At 42.6% G+C, this 25,181-nt stretch carries 12 protein-coding genes and 2 pseudogenes; 5 read left to right on the top strand and 9 right to left on the bottom strand.

What is annotated here, in order from left to right; all coding sequences use genetic code 11:
- Nucleotides 1–141 precede the first annotated feature (141 nt).
- The 5 genes from ACNOGP_RS02445 to ACNOGP_RS02425 form a co-directional block, all read right to left on the bottom strand.
- Nucleotides 142–1,140: a DUF5689 domain-containing protein gene (locus ACNOGP_RS02445; RefSeq protein WP_195630679.1), complete on the bottom strand. Its 999-nt coding sequence runs from the start codon at nucleotides 1,138–1,140 to the stop codon at nucleotides 142–144.
- Nucleotides 1,141–1,165: 25 nt separating this feature from the next.
- Nucleotides 1,166–3,910, bottom strand: a complete 2,745-nt coding sequence (locus ACNOGP_RS02440; protein WP_186966426.1) for a carboxypeptidase-like regulatory domain-containing protein — start codon at nucleotides 3,908–3,910, stop codon at nucleotides 1,166–1,168.
- A 14-nt stretch (nucleotides 3,911–3,924) separates the two neighbouring features.
- A complete protein-coding gene (locus ACNOGP_RS02435) occupies nucleotides 3,925–4,959 on the bottom strand; it encodes an endonuclease/exonuclease/phosphatase family protein (protein WP_186966427.1) in 1,035 nt (344 codons plus the stop codon).
- An 11-nt stretch (nucleotides 4,960–4,970) separates the two neighbouring features.
- Nucleotides 4,971–6,167 (bottom strand): DNA/RNA non-specific endonuclease, encoded by a 1,197-nt coding sequence (locus tag ACNOGP_RS02430; protein ID WP_186966428.1) that lies wholly within the window; start codon nucleotides 6,165–6,167, stop codon nucleotides 4,971–4,973.
- Nucleotides 6,168–6,237: 70 nt separating this feature from the next.
- Nucleotides 6,238–8,898, bottom strand: a complete 2,661-nt coding sequence (locus ACNOGP_RS02425; RefSeq protein ID WP_186966429.1) for a DUF5689 domain-containing protein — start codon at nucleotides 8,896–8,898, stop codon at nucleotides 6,238–6,240.
- Between the two features lie 632 nt (nucleotides 8,899–9,530).
- On the opposite strand from ACNOGP_RS02425, the pseudogene ACNOGP_RS02420 reads away from it, so the two are divergent.
- The 3 genes and pseudogenes from ACNOGP_RS02420 to ACNOGP_RS02410 form a co-directional block, all read left to right on the top strand.
- Nucleotides 9,531–9,623: pseudogene (locus ACNOGP_RS02420) on the top strand (AAA family ATPase); the annotation flags it as partial.
- Nucleotides 9,620–9,832, top strand: a pseudogene (locus ACNOGP_RS02415) (hypothetical protein); the annotation flags it as partial. The pseudogenes ACNOGP_RS02420 and ACNOGP_RS02415, both read left to right, overlap by 4 nt.
- Entirely contained in the window at nucleotides 9,738–12,293 is a 2,556-nt protein-coding gene (locus ACNOGP_RS02410; RefSeq protein WP_418213994.1) for a TonB-dependent receptor domain-containing protein, read from the top strand. The pseudogene ACNOGP_RS02415 and the gene ACNOGP_RS02410, both read left to right, overlap by 95 nt.
- 27 nt (nucleotides 12,294–12,320) lie before the next feature.
- On the opposite strand, the gene ACNOGP_RS02405 is transcribed toward ACNOGP_RS02410, so the two are convergent.
- Genes ACNOGP_RS02405 through ACNOGP_RS02390 form a run of 4 tightly spaced genes read right to left on the bottom strand, consistent with a single transcriptional unit; the run spans nucleotide 12,321 to nucleotide 20,668 of the window.
- Complete coding sequence (locus tag ACNOGP_RS02405; RefSeq protein WP_288214202.1) at nucleotides 12,321–13,691, bottom strand: glucoamylase family protein; 1,371 nt, start codon at nucleotides 13,689–13,691, stop codon at nucleotides 12,321–12,323.
- A gap of 42 nt (nucleotides 13,692–13,733) precedes the next feature.
- On the bottom strand, nucleotides 13,734–16,043 hold the full coding sequence (bglX, locus tag ACNOGP_RS02400; RefSeq protein ID WP_195474816.1) for a beta-glucosidase BglX: 2,310 nt from the start codon (nucleotides 16,041–16,043) through the stop codon (nucleotides 13,734–13,736).
- Nucleotides 16,044–16,057: 14 nt separating this feature from the next.
- Entirely contained in the window at nucleotides 16,058–17,590 is a 1,533-nt protein-coding gene (locus ACNOGP_RS02395; RefSeq protein WP_143865099.1) for a RagB/SusD family nutrient uptake outer membrane protein, read from the bottom strand.
- Between the two features lie 12 nt (nucleotides 17,591–17,602).
- Nucleotides 17,603–20,668 carry a SusC/RagA family TonB-linked outer membrane protein gene (locus tag ACNOGP_RS02390; protein WP_418213993.1) on the bottom strand — a complete coding sequence of 1,022 codons (3,066 nt, stop codon included), beginning with the start codon at nucleotides 20,666–20,668 and terminating at the stop codon, nucleotides 17,603–17,605.
- Nucleotides 20,669–20,877: 209 nt separating this feature from the next.
- Between ACNOGP_RS02390 and ACNOGP_RS02385 the strand changes: the two genes are divergently transcribed.
- Together ACNOGP_RS02385 and ACNOGP_RS02380 are read left to right on the top strand one after the other, a co-directional pair.
- A complete protein-coding gene (locus ACNOGP_RS02385; protein ID WP_418213992.1) occupies nucleotides 20,878–21,888 on the top strand; it encodes a FecR family protein in 1,011 nt (336 codons plus the stop codon).
- 64 nt (nucleotides 21,889–21,952) lie between these two features.
- The gene (locus ACNOGP_RS02380; RefSeq protein ID WP_418213991.1) at nucleotides 21,953–25,180 is read left to right on the top strand and encodes a TonB-dependent receptor; all 3,228 of its coding nucleotides are present in this window, start codon (nucleotides 21,953–21,955) and stop codon (nucleotides 25,178–25,180) included.
- Nucleotide 25,181 lies beyond the last annotated feature (1 nt).

Raw genomic sequence — 25,181 nt, 5'->3', positions numbered from 1 at the left:
TTAGGAATACTGTATGGGTTGTCTGTATTTCGCAATGAAAAAGTAGCCTGATGTTTTCCTTATTTTGAGAATTTCTATTATAAAAAGAGTCCGAACCATTCATCAGGGGTTCGGACTCTTTTTTGTTAATACTTATTTGGATTAGAAGTCGATATCGTCGAAGCTGTTTACCAGTAGTTGGTAGGTAATGTAACTACCGGAACTAGAAGAGTATTTCGTATAAATAGCGGTTATGTTCCCTGTCTTGCCGGCCTCCGGTAATGGTTGTAAGGCAAAGTTAGAGTAGCCGCTTACGCGTACGATATAATTGCCTTTGTCTTCGGTTGTTGTTCCACCATAGGAGAACCATGCGGAGCCGTAATAACGTTGGTTATTGTAACTGTAAGCATAAGTTGGCGTAAGGCCTTCGGCTGAATAAGACTTGCTCTTATATGTAGCTTCCGAGCTGCCATTCTCATAAATAGCTTCCAGATAAGAAGGATAGAAGTTATTTCCGGATGTCCCTTCCTTATAAGTTAGCCTTTCGAAACGTACTAAGCGTCCAAGAGCATCGTCATTGAGGGCTGTCTGGTAATTCTCCGGAGTAATCACTAGAATGTCATCGTCTGTCAGTTCTCCCATAGCTCCCGGACAAATATGTTCGTTTACTAATAACTGATTTTCAAGGTTACGGTTTGCGTATTTCTTTTCAATATCGGCTGCGGTAGGCATTGCACCGAGACTCAACATATAACGATAGTTTCCGAGCGCCATTCCTTTAGTTTTCACATAAATGGTTTGCCCGATATGATAATATACGTAGTTGCTAACCATTAATTTTAGTTCGATACCTGACTGAGAAGTCTCGTCATAAATATACAATGACTTATAAACATTACCAGCCTGGTCACTTGATATGACTTTGCCGCGAATAACATAGTCTTCTGTGATTTCGACGTATTTTCCCAATCCGGCTGTTGATGAAGGGGCATATTTGGCATAAAACATGTCTTTCAACTGCTTGATAGTGATAATCTGCTCACTGCTAAAATCCGCATCTGTCCATACCTTGGCTGGTGCAGGATCATCAAAATCATTGTAGCAGCCGGTAAAACTGAATACGACAGCTACAACCATACATATCTTTAATAATCTGTTCATTGTTCTCATTTTTATTCGTTACAAATTAGAATCGGAAATAAAGATTCAGGTAATACGTTGATCCGAACATATAGAAATATTTGGAATCAAACGGTTGGTAAGTTTGCTCGCTTGTATCTTTGTTTTTCAACAAACGAACTTGTTCGTAGCCACCTGTCTTGATATCCTGATCATTGAGGATATTTTTCAATTCCAGATTAAATCCGAGTGTATACTGGCGTTTGATAAACCAGTTCTTACCGATGCTGGCATTCATCACATAAGCAGAATTGAATTTTTCCTGGCTGCGGAGGTTGGCTATATCCTCTTTATCCATACCGGGAGTAAGTACCGCATCCGTACGATATAACGGGCTCATGGATATATACATATTGCTGTAATAGTTTAAATCCAGGGAAGCGTAGATGTTTTTGCGACCGCGATACGACAAACCGATATTCATTGCTTTCTGTGGAGTGCTTTCTACACGGAAGTTTTTCCAATATACCTTACCTTCATTTTTAATCTCACCACTATTATCCTGTATTTGAACATAGTTAGGATTAGAGTCGTATGTATATTGTCCCCAGCTAAGAGCACCATTCAGATAGAATCCGGCATCAAGAGGAATCGATGCAGCTATTTCCACACCAAAGTGACGCTTATCAATACCGCTCATTGCGAAATTGGAGAAAGTCGCTTCTACGTCATCATAGTAGGAAAGAACCTTATTCTGATCCATAAACTTTGTGTAATATCCGGATACACGAGCTCTAAGTTCACCCAATCGGAGATTATAAGAACCATCCACTCCAAACACTTTTTCTGCTGAGAGTCCCGGAGTTACAGAGTTACGTGTACGGGGAGAAACAAATGCAGACTGGAATGCCGGTGCATCTTGCATATACATAATGTTAGCTTCGATGGAGTGGGCTGCCGAGAACTTATAGCTGAAATTAGCTTTGGCTTTATAGGTAAGGTAATTAAGTTTCTCCGAGTCACCCAAAGAATTATCGGGGAATAGTCCCTTTTTCCATAATCCGTGTCTCCATAAAGAAGCACTTCCTATCTCACCGCCAAGATTGATCCCCAGATTACCGAAGTTCATTCCATATTGTATCCATGCTTTGGCGTTTAATACGTTTCCATAATAGTCATATCCGTATTTGTCTCCTTCTTTGGCGGCACGTGCATGACCATATTTTTCGTAATACTCCATATCATTCTGATAAGGGATAGGATTTAGACCACCCATATCTCGTTCGGCAAACTTATCTACGTCTACCCAATAATCACCTCCCAACAAGTCTTTTACTTCGCTATAATATTCCGTTCGGTTACGACGTAGATTTACTCCTCCGTTGATTTTGGAATAATTGCGGAACGTATGCGAGAACTGAGTATAGAGATTCCAGTCTAACTGATCGGTATGGCGTTCTTCAATCATATTGATGGAACGTCGTCCCGGACCGTAAGTTGCGTTCTCTTCTTGGTTACGGTTGATGTCGTACAATTGTCCCCAGTTGATATGGCGGATATTATCAGTATTAGCACGCCATGCTTCGTCCAGCCAGGCACCATAAGTCGTTCCGTCGGAATAACTGGGCAGATATCTATAATAGTCGGGGCGTGGGTCGGGACCAGCGTACCAAGTAAGTGCGGAGTAGCCGTTCTGTCCGAATCGCACAGAAGTAGCGACATTTAATTGTGAACGGTCATTGATGTCGAAGGTGTAGTTGAGCATGGCGATCGGTTCGTGATAATTGCGTACACGTGCGTTTCGCCGTTTACCGCTTTGCCATCCCCAGTTCGGATTGTAGTAATTATTGCCTACTAAATCATACGCTTCCTGAGTTGAGGCTTGTTGTGTTCCTCTTTCTGTCGGAGCTCCCAATACAGTTAGTGCGAGACGATGCTGTTCATTGAATTGTTTTTCTATGGCAGCAAAATAGCCGAATGCGTTATAATATACTCCGTGTACGTAAGAATTTCCTCCCTGACGTGTTGAAACAGACAGAGCATAAGACCACCCATTGTCCTGCGGCCCTGAAGCGTAGGTTACCATTCCGCGGAAACGATAAGTCGAGTTACCGTTGACCAGGCTGGCACGGAATCCTTTACGCATTTGGGAAGGACGCGTGTTTATATTAGTCGTACCACTGATACTACCAATACCTATTTCTCCCATGTTTAATCCCGAAGTTACTTCCTGATTACGGGTAGCATCATTCAGTCCGCTCCATAATGACCACGGAGAATAGCCGGTTAGTGCATCGTTGAGCTGTATGCCATTCATATATACATCTGAATATCTTGAATCATATCCACGAAGATTGAAACGCATTTCGCTGAACTTATAGGAAGCAATGTTATTGAAGACATCTTTAGAAGCTGACAAGGAAGATGGCAACGACTGTGTGTCATCCAATGTCTCTGTATCAAACTCAGCAAAGATAGCGTCGTCCACAGTGGGGCTCAGGTTGTCGGGAACCATCACCACGTTGTTTATATCCCTCATCATCTTGTCTATGCGGACAGCGATACTCAAAGGCTCATATTCTGTAGCTTCAAAAGCAAGAGAATATTCTCCTTTATTCAGCTTGTCAAATTCGAAATAACCTTTTTCATCGGTTGTTGTCGTAATATTGCCTGGAGTCAAAGTTACTTTGACATCGCTAATGGCGGCACGTGTGGCACGTGATACGACTTTACCTTTGACTCCACCTTCCTGCGCAAAGGCAGTCAGGGAAACCAAAGACAATAGCATGATTAAAAAACTTTTTATTCTCATAAGTATTTTAGTTTTTATTTGCTTATATAGATGTATACGGGGAAATGGTCGCTGAATCCGCCTTGAAAGTTATTTCCTACGTATGTACGTAGCGGATAGCCTTTGTATTGCCCTTCTTTTTGTATCATATAATGTTGTTTGAAAATATTGCCATAGAACTTTGAACCGGGAGCTTTCTGCAACTTAAGCTTTCCGGCCGATCCTTTGGCTAGATTTTCAGATACTACGATGTTGTCGAAGATATTCCATGCGTCGCCGTAAGCGAGTGTTCCATAGCCGGCCTTTAGCATATCTGCGAATGGATTGTATAAATCTTCTGCCGACAACTCTTTCATTTTAAGTTTCGCTCCGAGTCCTTCCGTTATACTCTTGTCGGTAGGATCATCGTTAAAGTCACCCATCATTACCACCTTGGTAGCGGGATTGGCTCTTAATACAGAGTCGGCGATACTACGCATCTGGTTTCCTACAGCAATACGTTTAAATTCAGACGCTTCTTTTCCCCCCAAGCGTGATGGCCAATGGGCTACCATGAAGAAGAAAGGTTCGTTTTCAATCGTTCCCCACATTGTCAGGATATCACGGGTTTTAAAATCGGGCAACGAAGGTATGACCGTTTTTACCGGATACTGTCCTTCGAGCTTGAATACGTCCGGACGATAAAGGAAAGCTACATCTACTCCACGAGCTTCCGGTGAATCGAAGTGCGAAATTCGGTAGTTACCCGGTGCCAGCTTGGATGTTGCTACAATGTCTTCCAGTACATTTCGGTTCTCCACTTCGGAAACACCGATAACAATCGGGTACTCTTTGTCAATGGCGGCAATACCGAACAAGACCCGTTCGATATTACTGAGCTTCTTGTTGTACTTGGCTGTATTCCATTTCTTCGGTCCATCAGGTGTGAATTCATCATCTCTCACTTCTGGGTCATTTATTGTGTCGAAGAAGTTTTCGAGATTATAAAATACCACTTTGTATGGTTTCTGTCCGAAACAGACAGTAAGTAGCAAAACAAAGGATATGGTAAAAAATAAATGTTTCTTCATAAATCAGTATTTTAGTTTATACCCCAGTCTCTCGGTGCATTTTGCTCTTTTACCGAAGCTGCTACTTTGGGGAAGAATGTGAAACCTGTTTTAGTCTCTATTTCTTTAACGCTTTTACAAATTTCAGTCGGGATACCGCCACTATATGCTTTATGTTCTACCCAGAACCCAATGGATTTTAATTCTTCAGGTGCACAATCTTCAATTTTCTTTCCCGTTTTTCCGTTTATGGTACGGAGCAGAACTTTGAAATAATGTGTAGGAATGGGTACGAGGTTGCCTGCACCATCAAAAGTGGTTGTATTGTCATTTTCGAAATAAGCTCCGGTGACTACATATAATGTATCACTACAACTGTTTGTGCGTACTCTACTTTCTAATGTTCCCCACATTGCTCCGTTTAAAGAACTGGCTTGCGGAGTCATGTTCGACATATAGAACGTTTGGGCATTCATTTCGTCTGTACATACACGGTCGGCCGATGCGACTTGGTGACCACGATCGTAGCTTCCTTTGTAAGAATATTCCACGCAATTGGCTTGGGCACTTATTGGAATAGTAGGGTCGAAAGCCCAACGGTTTGTACGATCGGGGATATTCTTTGTAGTATATACATCGTGTATCGGATAGGCTACCCATAAAGCTGCTTTTTTAGTTTTATCAAAACAGATGGAATAATTGCGGAGTGTTTTGTTATTCAAAAGTCCGTAATGAGTGACGTATTGATAATTACTGTTGTCTACTTTTGCAGGAAGTTCAGCCCATATATTGAATGCGGGTAAGAGTTCTTCTGATTCGGCTAGTTGAATTAAATCAAAAGTCTTCTCAGGGTTTTCGGCATAGCGCAGAGTTAGTTGTGCATGGCGTTGTAATTTCCCTGTGTTGGCTTTATAATATACATATAGTACGTTAAGACCATCTGCAAGCTGTCCATTTTTGGTCTTTGCATTGGCAAAGTCTTTGCTGCTGAAAGAGCACCATTCTGCTCCTTCTGTCAGTTCTGCATACCATCTCGTGCCGGGTTCTCCCGACAAGATGATGGCCGATGAACCGGATACGGATTTCACAGTTGAAGATATTTTCCAATGTGCTTCTCCATCACCGGTTGGCTCTGAATCATTGTTACTACATGAGTAGGTGCACAGTATCAGCACCGCAAGTAATGCGGACTTTATTGCTGCTGCGTAGTATTTGGAGGTTGATATCATATATATAAATTACTATAGAAATGATTCTTGGAGGAAATTATGACCAAGAATCATTTCAAGATGTTTTTATCTATTGTTTTAATTGGAATCCACATAACAGAGCTCGTGGGTTGGCCGTATCAGTAGTACTGAAATTGGGGCTTGTAGAGATTATGATTGTGGAGGTAGCTGTTAATCCTGTTAGATTAAATGTGTAATGATCAGTATCGGCAAATGTGACTGTATAGGGTGATGAGTCTGAAATGCCAGTATTAGCTGTTAATTCAGCATTGTTGCTTCCAGATATCTCACCACCTCCCTCTACTTTTAAATATATTGTCGCCTTTTTCTCCTTCCAAGCGCCTGCGTAGAAGGATAGTTGATAATTGCCCGTAACATTTAATGTACCGGATTTGAATACACCACAGTTCTTACTTTTGCCTAACTTGATACAATCATATTCAATCCCTTCTATTTTAACTTTTTCTCCGTAAGTATTTCCCTTGTTCTCTCCATTACCAAATATAAATGGAGTGATTGATGAATAATCTTTGGCTTCTTCATTGCCTCCTGCTACCTTTATAGGAACTGTTATTGAACCTCCCGTACTCAATGAGATCACTAAATCCTGTTTGACCTCACTTCCGGTATTAGCTTCTGCTTTTACTTTTACAGTATTTCCTGTACCTATTTCTGCGGATAAGATACCACTCAATGGAGCTACTTGCAGGGTACTGCTTCCTTGATTACTTATTTCGACAGTAACTGTCTCTTCTCCACCTGTTGCAGGAAAGTTTACTTGTGTTGGAGTAACAGAAATAATTGTAGGTCCTGTAATCTCAAAGTCCTTTACATCATCCAAATTTCGTGGCAAGATTTGTGCATCAGTTTTATAAGCTGCAGCAATACCTGTAATGGAACCGGTCTTAGCTGCAAAAGGTTTATCCTTGAAGATTTCTGCTCCTTTATTTATATATACAGTCAGATCAGCTCCACTAACTTTGAATTTATGTGTTACGTATTTGTTCTCTTCCTGTTTCCAGGTTCCGGCTTGTTCGATCGTTACATTTTTTATAGTTACAGGCATACAGACGAAGTCTAGTAGCTGGTCTACTGTTGTTTCTACAGGAATTACTTCATTATTTGAAGATATCTTCTCAATTTCAGCTGGATCGAAACCGCTTACTTGTGGAGAACTATTATACACTTGCATTTTTGTATTTTCTTTGCGTAGTATAACTTTTATCTCATCACCAAGAGAATAGGTTTCCGAAGCGATATCTGTGTTATAAACAGTTACTGCATTGCCAGCTGTGGTAGCTCCCTTAGTCATCAAATACAATGTTCCGAATGAACAGTTTTTGCTTTGTGGATCACCACAAATAATACCTTGAATTACATAGTCCTTATCTATTAGAGTTTCCGTTGTAGTTGCCTTTATTTTAGTAACTAAATCTGCGATGCTAATAGGCTCGGGAGCTGTGGCAATGAATGTTATGATAGAACCATAAATTTTTCCTGTAGCCGTTGTTGCATATGCACGAACTGCATATTGCTTGTCGGCTGTTAAACCTGTAATCATTACTTTCCATGGAGTTACTTTCTCTGTAGCTGCTGCTTTTGTTGCATTATCCCAGTTAATACTAGCAACTTCTCCTGTATATTCTATATATTCAACGCCAACCTCTGTTGTAGAAGCAATATCCATATTGACTAGTGAACCTCCGAGAGTGGCAGATGTGCCGTTTATTTGGCTAGCTTCCGTTGTTGATACTGTTGGATCGGTAGTTCCTAAATCAATTTCTTGTCCGCCATTGCCTGTTGATAATGTCACATCGTCAAGACGGAATGCATTACCTACTGATGAGGCAGTAAATTTGATGTATATATTGTTGATACCATGTTTTAAGGTAAAATCAGCTGTTGCAAAAATCCAGAATGGCTCTTTTGAATCTCCATCGTTCTTCGTATAGGAGATTGGAACCCATTCCGTCCCATTAGAACTTAATGCTACATTAAACTGGTTTGTGTTAAAGGTATTATCCCATTCAGTAGCTCCCTCTGGTTTATATGAATAATTGCCACCAAATGTGAGTTTGAGAGTTGTTTGTTCTGCATTAAGAGCTATTTTGTTAATTTGGAATACACCTGTTTGTGAGAAGAATACAACGTTTGGTCCAGAGCCTTCGTAAGAAGCTTCTGCACTACTTTTACCTGTATTGCGAATTGTAGTTCCCTCTCCTGTGTATGTAACATTTGTTGCACCTTCTCCCGTTGTATCCCAGCCTACATAATTTGTCACAGCAGGGTTACTAGAGGCATCCATAGTTCCAAACGTCTCATTGTAAATAACGACTTTGGGAACTACGTTTCCACTTCTAATCGTGACTTTCTCTGTCAATAAAACTCCTACCTTATTAGATATTTGAATCATTACCGTGGCTTCATCTGTAATGCCTTCCGGAATACTGACTTGGACTTTATCTGAACCATTTCCTTCCATCTTTGAAAGAGTGACCCAAGTCTTGTCATCTACAACGGTTGCTGTCCATTTGCGGTTTGCCGAGATTTCAAAATAATCTTGACTCCCGTCTACAGGGGATCCTTCATCATTAAATACTAATGTCTTCGGAGAAATCTCCAAACGTGGAGCTTCAGTGTCGTCGTTATCGTCAACGCAACCTGCAAAAAGTGCTGTAGTCGTCACAAATATTGTTGCAAGGAACAGCTTGAGGAAATTTAGATTTTTCATTAGCGTTTTGAATAAATAGTTAATATTTCTTGTGAATTATTGGTTATCATCTGCTATGTGCTAAATAATTAGAAAACAAAGATATTCCATTTCGCGTAATAACCAAAGCTTTATGGCATTATTTTTCTATTACAATTGGGTTAAGGGAGGGTTACTGCTTTACAATATGGTATTTCAATAGGGAAGAAATTAAAATGAAGTTTGTTCAAAGTGTTTTAATTGCTTAAAACACTTTGTTTCACGGTGGTGAACACTTTGTTTCACGCTGGCGAACATATTGTTTCACGCTGATGAAACGCCACTCTATGCCGTATGTTTAGGGTGAAACGTATAGTCGTTTTAGCCGAATCGTGTAGTCGTATGGGGCGAATCGTATAGTCGTATGAGGTGACAGATACGTATATCCTACACCATCTGTCACCTGTATCCTACACCTGCTTAATTTGTTGTTGTTCAGTGAAATAAGTTGTAGATGGTGTAGGATGGCAGATGTATTTATGTTTTGAACTTATAGAAAGAATAGTTTGCGTTCGGAAAGTGGCAATGTTATTTTTCTTTTTCCTAAGATTATCGCTTGCGGTCTGTCTGTAAATACCTATATTTGCCTGTGATTCACTTTAATAAAGACAGACATGGATAATACTTTTAGAATATATCCGATAGGAATACAAAACTTTGAGCAGTTACGCAATAATAATAACGTCTATGTAGATAAGACGGAATTAAAATGCAAGATGCCATTTCTGTTTTTGAATTTAAGGTGGACGGTACTCCGGAAGAGGCTTTAAAACAAATAAACAGTAAAGGGAAGATTAATAAAAAACTAAATAATTCTAGTCATGAAACACAGACTATTGCTACTATTACTATTCATGTTCGTTACATCTGCGTTGGGATGGGCCCAGAAATCCGCTCCTCTTTCTTTTACTGTTAAAGGGATACTATTGGATTCCTTAACTCAGGAAGGAGAACCGTATGCAACAATCAGGATTACAAAGAAGAATGCTCCGAATAAGGCCGTGAAAATGGCGGTGACCGGAGCGAACGGACACTTTCAGGAAAAACTGAATGTGGCTTCGGGTGAGTATGTTATTACGATTTCCTCTATTGGCAAATCTCCTATCGTGAAAGAATTTGCTTTAAAACCGTCGGTGAGGGTGGTTGACTTGGGGACTTTATACTCTTCGGAGGCTAACAATGTGTTGAAAGGTGTGGAAATCGTCGCACAAAAGCCTTTGGTTAAAGTGGATGTGGATAAGATTGAATACAACATTGAAGATGATCCGGATTCAAAATCGAACAGTATATTGGAAATGCTTCGGAAAGTTCCTCTGGTAACGGTGGACGGAGAGGATAATGTGCAGGTAAACGGTAGCAGCAGTTTCAAGATACACGTGAATGGGAAACCTAACAATATGATGAGCAACAATCCGAAAGAGGTGTTGAAAAGTATGCCGGCAAATACAATCAAGTATATTGAGGTCATTACTTCACCGGGTGCTAAATATGATGCGGAGGGGATCGGAGGTATTCTGAATATTGTTACGGTGGGTAGCGGATTTGAAGGATATACGGCTACTTTTAGAGGAAATGCCAATAATAACGGGGTGGGTGCGGGTAGCTATGCCATGATAAAACAAGGAAAACTGACCCTCTCCGCCAATTACAACTATAATTATAACAGCAGTCCGCGTAGCTATTCCGACAGTTACCGGGAAAATTATGAATCGGACAAAGAGAAGTATCTGGAATCGGGAAGCAGCTCCAAGTCGAAAGGGAACTTTCAATATGGAAATCTGGAGGCTAGTTACGAGATAGATACGTTACGGCTGCTGACGGTGGCTTTCGGAATGTACGGCAGTAATAATAAGAGTAATAGTGATGGAAGTACCATCATGTATGGAGCCGACCATCAGAGTTTTGCCTATCGGTATAATACGAATAATCATGGAAAAGGCTCTTGGTATTCCATCAATGGTAATGTAGATTACCAACGTACCTCGAAGAAGAATAAGGAACGGATGATTACCCTCTCTTATAAAATAAACTCACAGCCTCAAACAAATGATTCATATAACACTTACTTGGACATCGAACCGGAGGCGGACAGGCAGGAAATCATAGATAATCTCCTGTTAAAGAACTTCCATTCGGATGGAAAAACGAATACGATGGAACAGACTTTCCAAGTGGACTTCACAACTCCGATTGGGAAATTGCATACGATTGAAACGGGTGCCAAGTATATTTTCCGCCGTAATTCCAGTGACAACAAGTTTTATGAAGCCGAAGGAGGAAGAGAAAATTATGTATATACTGAGGATCGTAGTAGCGAGTATCGACATCTGAACCATATTATTTCGGCTTATGCCGGATATACGCTGAAATATAAGGGGCTTACTTTCAAACCGGGACTTCGCTATGAACAGACCGTGCAACGGGTGAAGTATATTGTAGGTCAGGGAGAGGATTTCAATACGAATTTCAGCGATCTGGTACCTTCCGTTTCGTTAGGTATCAAGCTTGGAAAGACGCAGAATCTGCGTGGAGGATATAATATGCGTATTTGGCGACCGGGAATCTGGAACTTGAATCCTTACTTTGACAATCAGAATCCGATGTTTATTAATCAGGGTAATCCGAACTTGAAGAGTGAGAAAAGCCATTCGTTCGATTTGTCTTATAGCAATTTCACGGCGAAATTCAATGTCAACCTTTCGTTGCGCCATTCTTTCAATAATAATGGTATCGAAAGGGTCAGCCATTTGGTAACCGACCCGAATGGAGAAATCTTTGATGGAGACCATAAAGCTCCTCAAGGTGCTCTGTACAGTACTTATGATAATATCGGGAAGAGTAGGGAAACCGGTTTGAGCTTTTATGTGAACTGGAATGCTTCTCCCAAGACGCGGATCTATATTAACGGGCGTGGAAACTACAGGGATTTGCGAAGTCCTTCACAGAATTTGCATAATTATGGGTGGAGCGGTTCCGCTTATGGAGGAATACAGCATACTTTGCCTTGGAAAATCCGTCTGAGCCTGAATGGAGGAGGGAGCACACCGTATATTAGTCTGCAAGGAAAAGGTTCGGGTTATAATTACTATGGTTTAGGATTGAGCCGTTCTTTCTTGAAAGAAGACCGTTTGTCATTGAATGTCTATTGTAACAACTTTGTGGAGAAATACAGGACATACAATAATCATACTGAGGGACAAAACTTTATGTCGAAAAGCTCCAGTAAATATCCGAGCCGGTATTATGGATTCAGTATCAGCTATCGGATTGGAGAACTGAAGGCGAGCGTGAAGAAAGCTGCCCGAAGCATTGACAACAACGATGTCAAAGGTGGAGGAGGTGGAAATGGAAATACCGGTGGGGGAGGGGCTCAATAGCCCGCTCCCGCCAACCGTAATTCCTTTTTATTGTTGTCTCACATCCTGCTTGTTGGTGTTGAAACCGAGCTTGGTGAGTCCTGCTTGTACGTCAGGATGGCTCATGAAGAGTTTCCAAAGCAATCCTGTCCGGTAGTTCTCGATCATGACTGCGATAGGACCTTGATCGATAGCGAGGTAACGTTTCGGATACCAGTTGTCCGTTTCGCTGAAAGCGTCGTAGAACCCGAAGGGACCGAATACCTTATCTCCCATATTATAGAGATGACGCATCACTTGCATCGAATATTCCGGAGTATATACGATGGATGACAGTGCGGCGGTAGGAGAAATGACGCCTTTATCGTCCTGCTCGTTGGGAGAATGAGCGGCATATCCGTCTACGGAATAACTGGCTGTCAGTCCCCAGCAGTCTGCCCCGAACCCTTTGTAATGTTTGGGGTTGCGGATGCAATAAGCCCGGTTAACCAATGTCAGATTGCGCATTTCGTGGAAATAACTGGGACAATACTCATCTTTTAGTCCTACGGGATCGAGTCCCAGAAAAGAGTACTGAGCCCAAAAGAGCGGTCCGGCTTCCGTTCCCTGATAGCGGAGATGCAGTTCGATTCCTTCTACCTTATGCGGAGAAACGATGGCGCCGTTCTGTGCCCATCCGTCATGATAAACGGCGGCAGGTACTCCATGCGTGGGCGAAGCAGCGGCAAGGATATACATAATCATACATTCGTTATAGCCATGTACGGGGAAATCCATTTCCCAGCCGTACGTCGGACTCCAATGCCAGTAGAGCACATTTTGCCCGCCTTTCCGATACCAGTCCCAGTCTACGTCGCGCCAGATACGGTCGATGCGTTGGGCGATCGCTTTTTCTTTCTCATTTCCGTTTACATAATATTGGTGTACGGCAAGGAGACCTTGAATGAGGAAAGCGGTTTCCACCAGGTCGCCTCCATTGTCCTTTTGACCGAAAGGCTTTACTTTTCCGGTGTCACCATACCACCAATGAGGGTATGCGCCGTGAAAACGGTCGGCTTTCTCAAGGAAGGAAACGATACGTTCCATCCGGGCCAATCCCTCTTCGCGGGTGACATAGCCACGATCTATCCCCGCAAGGATAGCCATGATACCAAAACCGCTGCCACCGGACGTGACTACATTGGAGTCATTTTGGGGATATACTCCGTCTACATGGTAACGTTCGGGAGCCAGGCCGCTATTCGGTTCCGCACCTTCCCAGAAATAAAGGAAAGTTCTCCGTTGGACAGTGTCCATTAAGGCATCATCTGTCAGTGTGTCGGCAGCGGATGCATCCGATTGGTTACCCTTGTTTTTGCAATTTCCGAAAGTCAGGATGATAGCCGCAAGAAACACAAGTGTGAGAGGCAATGCACCCATTTCTGACATTCTTCGATATTTATCTTTCATAATGAGTTCGCTTTAGTTTAAAGTAAATTTTGCAGATTTTACATCCCGGCTATTTGTGCCGATCATCACCTCAAAATCACCTGGCTCGGCTACCAGTTGCAAGTCATAGTTATAATATCTCAGCATTTCTGGAGCAATCTTGAAACGGACAATCTTCATCTCACCCGGTTGCAGGAATATCTTCTGGAAACCTTTCAGCTCTTTCACAGGGCGGGTACTGCTGCCTACGAGATCACGGATGTAGAGCTGTACCACTTCTGTGCCGGGCCATGTGCCGGTATTGGTAACTTCTACTGCTGCGGTCAGTGAGCCGGTCATGTCCATTGATGAATGACTCAGGTCGATGTCGCTGTAAGAGAAGGTAGTGTAGGACAGTCCGTAGCCGAATGGGTAAAGCGGATCATTGTCCACATCCAGATAATTACTGCGGAACTTCTCAAACCATTTGCCTTCTTTCAACGGGCGTCCGGTATTCTTATGTGCGTAATAAAGAGGAATCTGTCCAACATTCTTAGGGAAAGTCATAGTGAGTTTACCACCCGGATTGACATAACCGAAGAGTGCGTCGCCAATGGCGTATGCAGCCTCACTGCCTCCGAACCACACGTTCAGAATAGCGGGTACATGTTCCTGTTCCCAAGTCAACGTAAGCGGACGGCCGGTGAATAATACCAGTACCACAGGCTTTCCTGTCTTTAACAGTTCCTTCAATAAGTTCTGTTGTACATCAGGGATGTTCAGATCCGTACGGCTGCTGCTCTCGCCACTCATTTCCGAAGATTCTCCTAAAGCGGCAATGATAATATCCGAACGGCGTGCTACATTGAGCGCTTCGTCCAACAGCTGTTGGTCTGTGCGGCCATCACGGTTCAACGAACGGCCGAACATCGTTGCCCGTTCTTCGTATGCGGCGTCACTGATCAGGTTGCTCCCTTTGGCGTACATGATATTCGCTTTTCCTGCTGTCATCTCTTTCAGACCTTCCACCAATGAAGGAGAGCGGTCGAGCACGGCAGCCACACTCCATGTGCCGGGCATATTCGTCCGACTGTTGGCGAGCGGACCGATTACGGCAATATTGCCTTTGGGATTGAAAGGTAATAGCGGATTTCCGTTAGGGTTCCCGTCGGGGCTGTCGTTCTTTAATAAGACAAAGCTTTCTGCTGCAATCCTGCGGGCGGCTTCACGGTGGGCTTTGGTAAAGATGTCACGTGCCGGACGTTTCGGGTCGCAATATTTATAAGGATTATCAAATAATCCGAGTTTATATTTGGCTTCCAGAATACGGCGGCAGGCTGTATTCAGTGTCTCCATCGAAACTTTACCTTCTTGAACGGACTTTTTCAGTGTTCCCACAAAGCCCTCGCTTACCATATCCATATCGACTCCGGCATTGATGGCACGTGCCGATACTGTCTGAAGGTCACCGATTCCGTGATCGACCATTTCAGAAATCCCCGTGTAGTCAGTTACAACAAAACCGTTGAAGCCCCATTGCCCGCGCAAAATATCGGTCATCAGCCATTTATTGGCGGTGGCGGGTATTCCGTCTACTTCGTTAAATGACGCCATCACACTGCCTACACCTGCTTCGACGGCAGCTTCGTAAGGCAACATATAGTCGTTGAACATTCGCTGGCGGCTCATGTCTACGGTGTTATAATCACGACCGGCTTCTCCTGCGCCATATAAGGCAAAGTGTTTCACACAAGCCATGATTTCATCGTTCCGTTGCATATTCTTTCCTTGATAACCGCGTACCATCGCTTCGGCAATCATGGCTCCCAAAAACGGATCTTCACCGCTACCTTCGGATACACGTCCCCAACGAGGGTCGCGTGAGACGTCCACCATCGGACTAAACGTCCATGAAATGCCGTCGGCACTGGCTTCTACAGCTGCAATACGGGCGGATTCTTCAATAGCGGACATATCCCAAGTGCAGGATAGGCCGAGCGGGATGGGAAACATGGTTTCATAACCATGAATAACGTCCATGCCGAACAACAATGGGATACCCAAGCGGGAACCTTCCACTGCCTGTTTCTGTACATCGCGTATTTTCTCTACTCCTTTTAGATTGAACAGTCCTCCCACTTCGCCTTTTTTGATTTTGGCGGCAATATCACTGCTTTTGGCTTGACCGGTGGTAATCTCTCCGGTGACGGGAAGATTCAACTGCCCAATTTTTTCTTCCAAAGTCATTTTGTTCATCAGTACGTCGATGAAGCGATCCATATCTTGTGGAGATTTTTGTGCCGATACCGTCAGAAGACCTGTGGCAAACAATAGGATGAGTAAACTTAACTTTTTGTATATCATGTTATTATATTTATTTATAGATAATCCGGATTTTGTACCAATACTCCTTTTGACTTATCAATTTCCGTTTGCGGAAGTGGAAGCAAGGCGTTCTTGTCCTGGTAATTTAATTTTCCTGCCGCATGCAACACATCTTTGGCAATCCCCCAACGGACAAGGTCATAGAAACGGTCGAATTCCATTCCTAATTCCACACGGCGTTCGTGGCGGATGGCCTCGCGCAACTCTCCTTGATCGGTAGTTGTCACTTTGGGCAGTATATTGGCATTAGAACCTCTGGCACGTGCACGAACTTGCTCCAGGTAGTCGATAGCTTCTCCCGGAATTCCTTTTTCGTTGGCTGATTCGGCTCCCATCAATAATACATCCGCATAACGGATCAGACGAATGTTTACCCAAAAGCCCTTATTGGTATATTCTTTACGCAAAGCCGGATCGGTGTATGCTTTCTTGTTGAAGTAGGCGCCTATCGCCGGAGAAACAGGAGATTCACCGTAAGGCTCGTTCGTATTCTCCGGAGTGATAGGGTCGCTGTCCGAATGGCGGAAATAAAGTAGAGTGGCATTCTTACGCGGATCGCCCGGTTCGTATGCCTCCGCCATGTGTTCGGTTGCCATGTTCCATCCCCAGCCTAAATCCCACTGATCGGCTCCACGGACACCTTGTACTTCGCAGAACTGGCTACCGATAATATCGCTTTGCGGCAGGGCGGCAGTAGCGGTACATTGCAGTTCGAATATGGAACCGCTGTTGTTTTCACCTTCGTCTGTGAATATCTTATTGTACGGGGTGTTCAGGTTATAAAGGCCTTTCTTGATTACGTCGGTGGAGGCGGTGTACATATTGTCCCAATCGTTACGCATCATATAGGTACGCGCGTGTAAAGAACGTGCGGCTCCCCAAGTCAGCCGTCCTGTATAATCGGAGCTCCATGTTTCAGGCAATGACTCTTCCGCTGTTTTCAGGTCGCGGTCTATTTGCTCGTATATCTTATCAGCAGTCGTTTTCGGAATATTGGCCTCCGAAGCGTCGTTGATTTTATAAGTCACCAAAGGCACTTCACCGAAGGCTCTTACTAGATTGAAGTAACAATAAGCACGGAAGAAGGAGGCTTCTCCTTTATTGATGATGTCTTCGCTTTCCGTCTGTCCCGTTGTTTCCTTTTCGGCGATAGCGTCGAGAATATCATTGCATTGATAGATGATGGCGTAATTTTTGCCCCAATAAGCACCTAACTGACCATTGGAAGGAGTGTAGATGAAGTCGTCGTACATTTCGGCCACATCGGAACCGTCGCTGGCAAGACTTCCTTTCTCCGCATCTTCGGAGCGGAAACTATGGATGGCGAAGGCGGGTGTACCGGAGGTTACGTCGAAACTACGCATCATGGTGTATACATTATAGATCTTACCGTTCACTAGTGCGTTCGGATTGTCATCTTCTGTGAACTGTCCTTGCGGGCTACGGTCTAGAAAGTCGCTGCAACTGCTCAGAAGCAGTGTGGTAGCGGCAATAAAGGTTGAAAATATATATTTATCCAGTTTCATACAATTATCGTTTTAAAAGGTTAAGTTGATTCCGAAGGTGTAGACTGCCGGTACGGGGTAACTGCCGTTGTCCACTCCGAATGCGGTAGCGGTACCACCCAGTTCGGGAGTATAGCCGGTGTTATGTTTCCATGTCTTCAGGTTCTGAATGTTGACATAGACTTTCAGGGCTTGCAGACGTATCTTTGCGAGCAGGCTCTTGTCGAAAGAATATGCTAACTGTACGTTACGGATACGGAAGAACTTGCCGTCTTCGATGTAGTATTCGGAATTCAACGTATTGATGGAATGTTTGGAGTTCAATAACGGTTGGCTGTTGGATGTTCCTTCTCCGTGCCAGCGGTCCATGCGTTGTGCCAGATAGTTGAACTGGGCAAAGTTATAGTTGTCCCATGTACGGAAGATCTGGTTTCCGCCTTGTCCCATCATATCGATACCAAAAGACCAGTTCTTGTAATCCACGCCGAGCGAGAAACCGTAAGTGACATTCGGTGTCGGATCACCTATCATGGTACGGTCTGCGGGAGTGATCTTTCCGTCGTTATTGACATCGGCGAATTTCAAGTCACCAGGAGTAACTGTAGCAAGTGTATTCTCAGGGGACGATTTGATATCGTTTTCCGATTGATAGACTCCCGCTACCTTATAGCCATAGAAGTATCCGATAGGATAACCTGCCATTGTGTAACTTTGCTGTTTATCTCCGGCAATGATGGAATAACCGTCCTGAACAAGGCTTTTTACTTTATTCTTGATTGTGGTAAGGTTGGCACTGACGGAATATCCCCATTCGCCGATCTGGTCGCGCCAGGTGATCGCCATTTCCACACCTTTATTCTGAATCTGTCCCAAGTTACCGATACCGGGCATTGTTCCGGAGATTCCGGGAACTTCAGCAAGCAAATCTTTAGTGTTCTTCATATAATACACACCTTCGAAATGCAAGCGGTTGCGAAGCATATTCGTTTCAAATCCGGCTTCCCATGCCTCTACTTTTTCCCAGCGGAGGGTAGGATTAGGCAAATAGGCAAGTTGATATCCCGGATAAATGATGGACGGCTTACCGAATACAGCCGAATAGGCATTGGTCAATAGCGGTTCGGCAGGATAGGCCTTGTCCAGATTCTGATTTCCCAATGTTCCGTAAGAGGCCTTAATCTTCAACATATCCAGCCACTTGATGTCCTTCATGAATTCTTCTTCGGTCATCAGCCAACCGCCGCCTAGCGAGAAGAAATTCTGCCACTCATTGCCTGTATAAGAGAATGCGGAAGAACCGTCCCGACGGAATGACCCGTTGAACAGATATTTTCCTTTATAGTTGTAGATGACACGTGCAAGCATAGACACGGTACTGCGTTCCCATTGGGTACTTCCATTGGTTGCCGTAGCGGCATCTCCGATACTGGCGAACCATTTATCCGGATCGTCCGGGATCACAAGGCCTACTCCTTGTTTGCGCGCTCCGTCCAGGCGGCTTAGTGAGTTATAATAAGTGGTAAAGCCGGCAGTGGCTGTCAGGTTATGATTGCCGTTGTCGAAACTGTTGGTATAGGTCAGCACATAGTCACTCTGCACTTTCGTCTCGTTTTCCTTGAACTGGCTGACTTCAGTTTTACCTGTTCCCAAAGTGGAAACATCTCCTTTGACGGTAGAGTCGTATACTTTTATGATAGGAGTATAAGTACGTCCGTTGTTGGAAGCGTAGTCCATAGAGAATGTCGCTTTGAAGGTAAAATGCTTCAAAAAGTTCACTTCGCCATAGACATTACCCGATGCACGATAGTTTTCAGCTTTCGTGGTGTTCGCTTTTAAATCGACATCTACCATAGGGTTGTTGATCTGTGCTTTCTGAAAATCGGGCAAAGCGCTGTATAATCCATACTCGTCGTTATATACCGGAGCGATAGGGGTGGAGCGGAGGGCGCCTAACACCTGTTTCGAATCGGCAGGGAGAAGGCGTGCGCCGTTGAACTGGAAGCCTACTTTCAGGAAGTCGGTGATTTTATAATCATTGCTGGCATTGATGGTCACTTTGCTGAATTTTTCATGCTCGATGTTGCCTTGTTCGTAAGAGTAGCCGACACCCAGATAGAAACTATGTTTGGGAGAAGCTCCTGTGATACTGATATTATTGTTCGTGATAAAGGCAGTCTGGAAGATTTCATCCTGCCAATCGGTGTTGGCGTTCCAGCCGGTGTAATCGAACGGGTCATCTTTCTGGTTGGCAAGCTGTTCGCTATACAGTTCTTTGAATTGCGCGCCATTGACTAATTTTACTTTGTCTACCACTTTCTTGAAACCGAAAGAGGTATTTATATTGACCAAGGTCTGTCCTTCTTTTGCTTTCTTGGTGGTGATGATGATAACACCGTTTGCGCCGCGAACACCAAAGATGGCTAGAGACGACGGGTCTTTCAGAATCTCCATCGACTCGATGTCTTCCGGATTAAGGAAGTTGATATTATCATTGAATAAACCGTCGACAATGTACAGCGGTTTATATCCATTGATGGAGTTTGTACCACGGATACGGATTTCCGGATCGGCTCCGGCTCGTCCTGAGTTTACAATCTGCACACCTGCCACTTTTCCCTGTAAGGAAGAAAGTGGGTTCATAGCCGGTTTATTGGCTATTTCTTCTCCTTTGACGTTGGTGATGGAACCTGTCAGATCTCTTTTCTTTGCGCTACCGTATCCGATAACGACTGTTTCAGCTAGTACTTGCGAGTCTTCTTTTAGGGTGACGTTAATTATGCTTTGTGCTCCTACTTTGATACTCTGTGTGGTCATTCCCACGTATGAAAATACCAATACATCCTCCGGAGTGACGGAGATTGAATATTTACCGTCCATATCCGTAATGGTTCCGGTAGAAGTCCCTTGTACGAGTACCGATGCACCGATCAACGGCTCATTGGCGGCATCTGTTACCGTTCCTGTCACCGTCTTTGTTTGTGCAAAGGCAGAGATAGAACCTAGTAACAGGCAAGTGAGCATAATGAAGCCCTTTAGCCTGATGGCTTTTGTCTGAAGATGTTGTGAAAGTCTAGTCCTCATTGCATTAAATTTTTCCATTTGTTACTATTTAGGTTGAAGTATCTATTCTGTCGCCTGTCGGCGAAAGTAACAAAGGAAACAAACCAAATTCAAAAAAGATTATGAAAAAGGGAAGAATACTGGCTTTTAACATAACTCATTCCTTTTTTTTGTTTAGATTTGATTTTTTTCAAGAATGAGGTTGGGTAAACGAAAGTCTTAGTGTCTTTATAATAACAAGCGAAAGAATGGAAGAACAAGAAGTAAATAGAATGCGTGATATGGCCTTGCGATATTTTGAAGGGCACTTGGTTTCGGAAGAGGAAAAAATATTATTCAACTTTCTACAGGAGAGTGATGTGAATGTCCAGCTTTTCAGAAATTGGGAAGATGAATGGTTTGCCGTTTCACAAAAAGATTTATATATAGAAAACAAATGGAATCGTCTTTCGGGGAGATTGCAAATAAATCAATGGCAAATGGTACAAAAGAAGACTAAACGGTATACATTTACTAAAAAGCTACTTCCGTATGCTGCGATTTTTATTCTGGGTGTCATGAGTTCGGCTATTGTTTACTTTGGATTTAAAGTGTTGGATAAGTCGTCTGACCGCTTGGCACAATCGGAATATTTTGTTCCGCTTGGCTCACAATCTAAAATCTTGCTGCCTGACGGTTCGGAAGTTTGGTTGAATGCCGGCTCAAAGTTGAAATATGACAAGTCTTTCGGGGATGAATCCCGAACAGTATATATAGAAGGTGAAGCCGTGTTTGATGTTACTCGAAATAAGAAAGTTCCTTTTGTTGTTAAGAATGAACGGATGGAGGTAACTGTTCACGGAACAATATTCAATGTGAAATCTTTTACAGAAGATAGTATTTCGTCGATTGAATTGATGCGCGGAGCTGTTTCTGTAAATTATTCATTCTCGTCACAGAAAATTGCTTTGACCCCTGGTGAACGTTTGATTATAAACTCAAAAACGCGAAAGGTACGAAAGGAGGAGTTTGATGTTGCTTCTCATTTGTCTTGGCATGAGGGGATACTCGCTTTTTGTGATGAGCCTCTTTCTGAAATTGCGGAGAAATTGGAACGTCGATTCGGAGTCGACATTATAATAAAATCGGAAACTTTAAAATCGCGAAAATACTACTTGACTTTTGTCAACAATGAGACGATAGATCAGATACTAGACAAAATGAAAGAAGATAAAAACATTCATATAAGAAAGAAAAACAATCAGATAGAAATTTATTGATCTGAAAATCCCGGGAAAAGGATCATAAATTACAAATCAAAGTTAATTTAATATTTAATATCTTATGAGAAAATTACTATGTCTATTAGTACTGTCTCATCTGTTGGTTGTGGCTGTAGCTCAGAATAATACAGGACTGACACTGAAGATGGTGGATAAACCTATTTCGCTAGTACTAAATGAAATAACGAAAAAAGCGGGATACTCGTTTATTATTCCAACCGATAAGTTGGATATGAAGAAAAAAATAAGCATTAATGTGAAGAATCAACCGATTCAAAACGTTTTGGATGTGGTATTTAAGGGAATGGATGTGACGTATCGCATTGAAGGCAAAAATGTGTATGTTGCTAAATCCGTGAAAAAGAAGTCTGCCCTTTCCGAAAGGAACGTACAAGTTAGCGGAATAGTGGTAGATGAAAACGGTGAGCCCTTTATTGGTGCTGTCGTTGTAGATAAGCTAACTAACGCGGGAACAGTGACGGATATGAATGGTAATTTTACTATTTCGGTTCCTGAAGGGGATGTTCTAAATGTTTCTTATATAGGATATACTACTACTGTATTGAAGGCTTCAGATAAGAAAAATCTAATGGTGAAGCTTTACGAGGACACAAAAAAGTTGGATGAAGTGGTTGTAGTAGGATACGGTGTACAGAAAAAAAGTGACTTGACTGGAGCTATTACTTCTGTGAAGGCGGACGATTTGAACTCCACACCGACTACTACAATGGCAGAAATGTTAAGGGGTAAGGCGACCGGTATCCAAGTTAATATGGTTAGTTCAAAACCAGGGGGCAGCTCTAATATTTTTATTCGCGGACGGCGTTCACTGTCTGGAGGAAACTCTCCACTCTATGTAGTAGACGGTGTACCGATGGAATCAATCGATGATATTAACTCGAATGATATTTCTTCGCTGGAAGTATTGAAAGATGCATCCGCACAATCTGTTTATGGTGCGCGAGCTGCTAATGGAGTTATTTTGATTACTACTAAACGAGGTGTGGAAGGAAAACCGAAAGTTGATTATAACTTTTACATAGGTAAACAGAATATTCACCGGAATTTTGACTTCTACAATGGAGAAGAATGGGCTGATTTTCGTCGTGAGGCATGGAAAAATGCAAATAACGGAGAGTGTGTTGAAGAAAGCTGCTTCAGTGAAACAATGCGCGACGTTATGAATTCCGGTGAATGGGTCGATTGGGAGAAATTAATGATTAAGCCGGCGTTACAGCAAAAGCATGACATAACGGTGCGTAGTGGTAACGATAAAACCAAACTTGCTTTTTCATTGGGTTATTATAGTCAGGACGGTATGGTGATAAATTCGGGATACAATCGGATCACGGGGCGTTTGAATATCGATCACAAAATACTTAAAACTTTGAATTTGGGCGCTAATTTGTATTATGCGCATGCTAAAACAGAAAGTGCGGATGGTTCCTTTAATCGCTTCATTACAATGCCTCCTTTGGCTAAAGTCTATAATGAAGATGGATCGCTCCGCATGGACGTGACGGATGCCGGCGAAAATCATTATAATCCACTTTGGAATATGGATCGTTCGGTGAACGATGAAGTGAGTGATAATTATTTGACCAATTTGTACTTGGATTGGGAAATTGTCAAAGGATTGACTTATCGTGCCAATGGTAGTATGAGTTACCGCAACAATCAAAAAGGTAGTTATCTATACCGTGATCATACCACAGGAAAAGACACAAACGGAAAAGCAACTATAGGTAATGTGTTGAGAACGGAATATTTGTTTGAGAATATATTAAACTATAATAAGGAATTTAATAAGATTCACCGTTTGGGTATCACTTTGATGCAGAGTGTGAATGCCATAAAGACGATCACAAATGAGCAATCTGCAATGGGATTCTCGAATGATGAAAAAACGTACAATGCTTTTTCATCGGCTATGGAATATGGAATTCCCGTACATGGTATTTCCGAACGAAAATTACTTTCTTATTTAGGACGTGTGAACTACACATTAATGGATCGTTATATTTTTTCTGCCTCTTTACGTGTGGATGGTTCATCTGTATTTGGGAAAGATAATAAATATGGTTATTTCCCTTCATTAGCTGCTTCGTGGAGATTGAACGAAGAAAGTTTTATGAAAAAGATAGATTGGATATCTAACTTGAAACTTCGTGCTTCTTGGGGACAAGTTGGAAACCAGGCAGTTGACCCTTATTCTACGTTGGGAGTTACGGAAAGATATATCAATGAATTTGGCGGAGAGAATAACGTGCAGATTGGTTTTTTACCAGGAGATAAATTATGGAATCCTAAATTGAAGTGGGAGACAACTACTTCTACTAATATCGGACTGGATTTCGGATTTTTCAAAGAACGTATCAGTGGTACGCTGGAAGTCTACAAGACGAAAACTACGGATTTACTTGTCACACGTAAAATCAGCCAGAATCTGGGATATGCCACCCAGCTTGAGAATATGGGCGAGGTGGAAAATAAGGGTGTGGAACTACTCTTGACCGGATATCCGATACGTAATAATAAAGTGACTTGGGCTTTGAATTATTCTATTTCCGCTAACCGTAACAAAATACTCAAAATAACAGGAGAAACGGATGAAGAGGGGAAACCAAAAGATGACATTAATTCGAAATGGTTTATTGGTAAACCGATGAACGTGTATTACGATTATCAGTTTGATGGAATATGGCAAACAGGTGATGATATCGCAAACTCTACCATGCCAAACGCTCAACCGGGTATGATTCGTGTAGCAGATGTAGACGGAAACGGAAGTATTGATGATGATGACCGTATTGTGATAGAACGTGATCCAAAATGGATTTCTTCTTTTGGAACGTCATTGAATATTTATGGTGTGGACTTGGCACTTGATTTTTATGTATCTCATGGAGGGGTGGTCTATAACTCTTACCTGACGAATTGGGAACAGGGAGGTGACTTGTCTGGTAAACGAAACGGAATCAAGCGTGATTATTGGACACCCGAGAATCCGTCGAATACGACACCAGCTCCCAACTATACACAGGTTCCTGCCAAGATTACTTCATTGGGATATCAGGATGCCAGCTACATTCGTTTGAGAAATTTGACGATAGGATATACATTACCCTTGGAAATTAGCCGAAAACTGTTTGTTCAGAAACTCCGTGTTTATTTTACCGCCAATAACTTATGGACGAAAACGAAAGTTCAAAGTTATAGTCCGGAAACAAATACCGGTGCTTATCCCGAACCGAGGACATTACTTTTCGGATTAAACCTATCATTCTAAG

The organism is Bacteroides difficilis (assembly GCF_048319815.1).
Classification (GTDB): domain Bacteria; phylum Bacteroidota; class Bacteroidia; order Bacteroidales; family Bacteroidaceae; genus Bacteroides; species Bacteroides zhangwenhongii.
The sequence above is the reverse complement of the archived record's forward strand: the minus strand, read 5'-3'. Positions and strand labels throughout refer to the sequence as shown.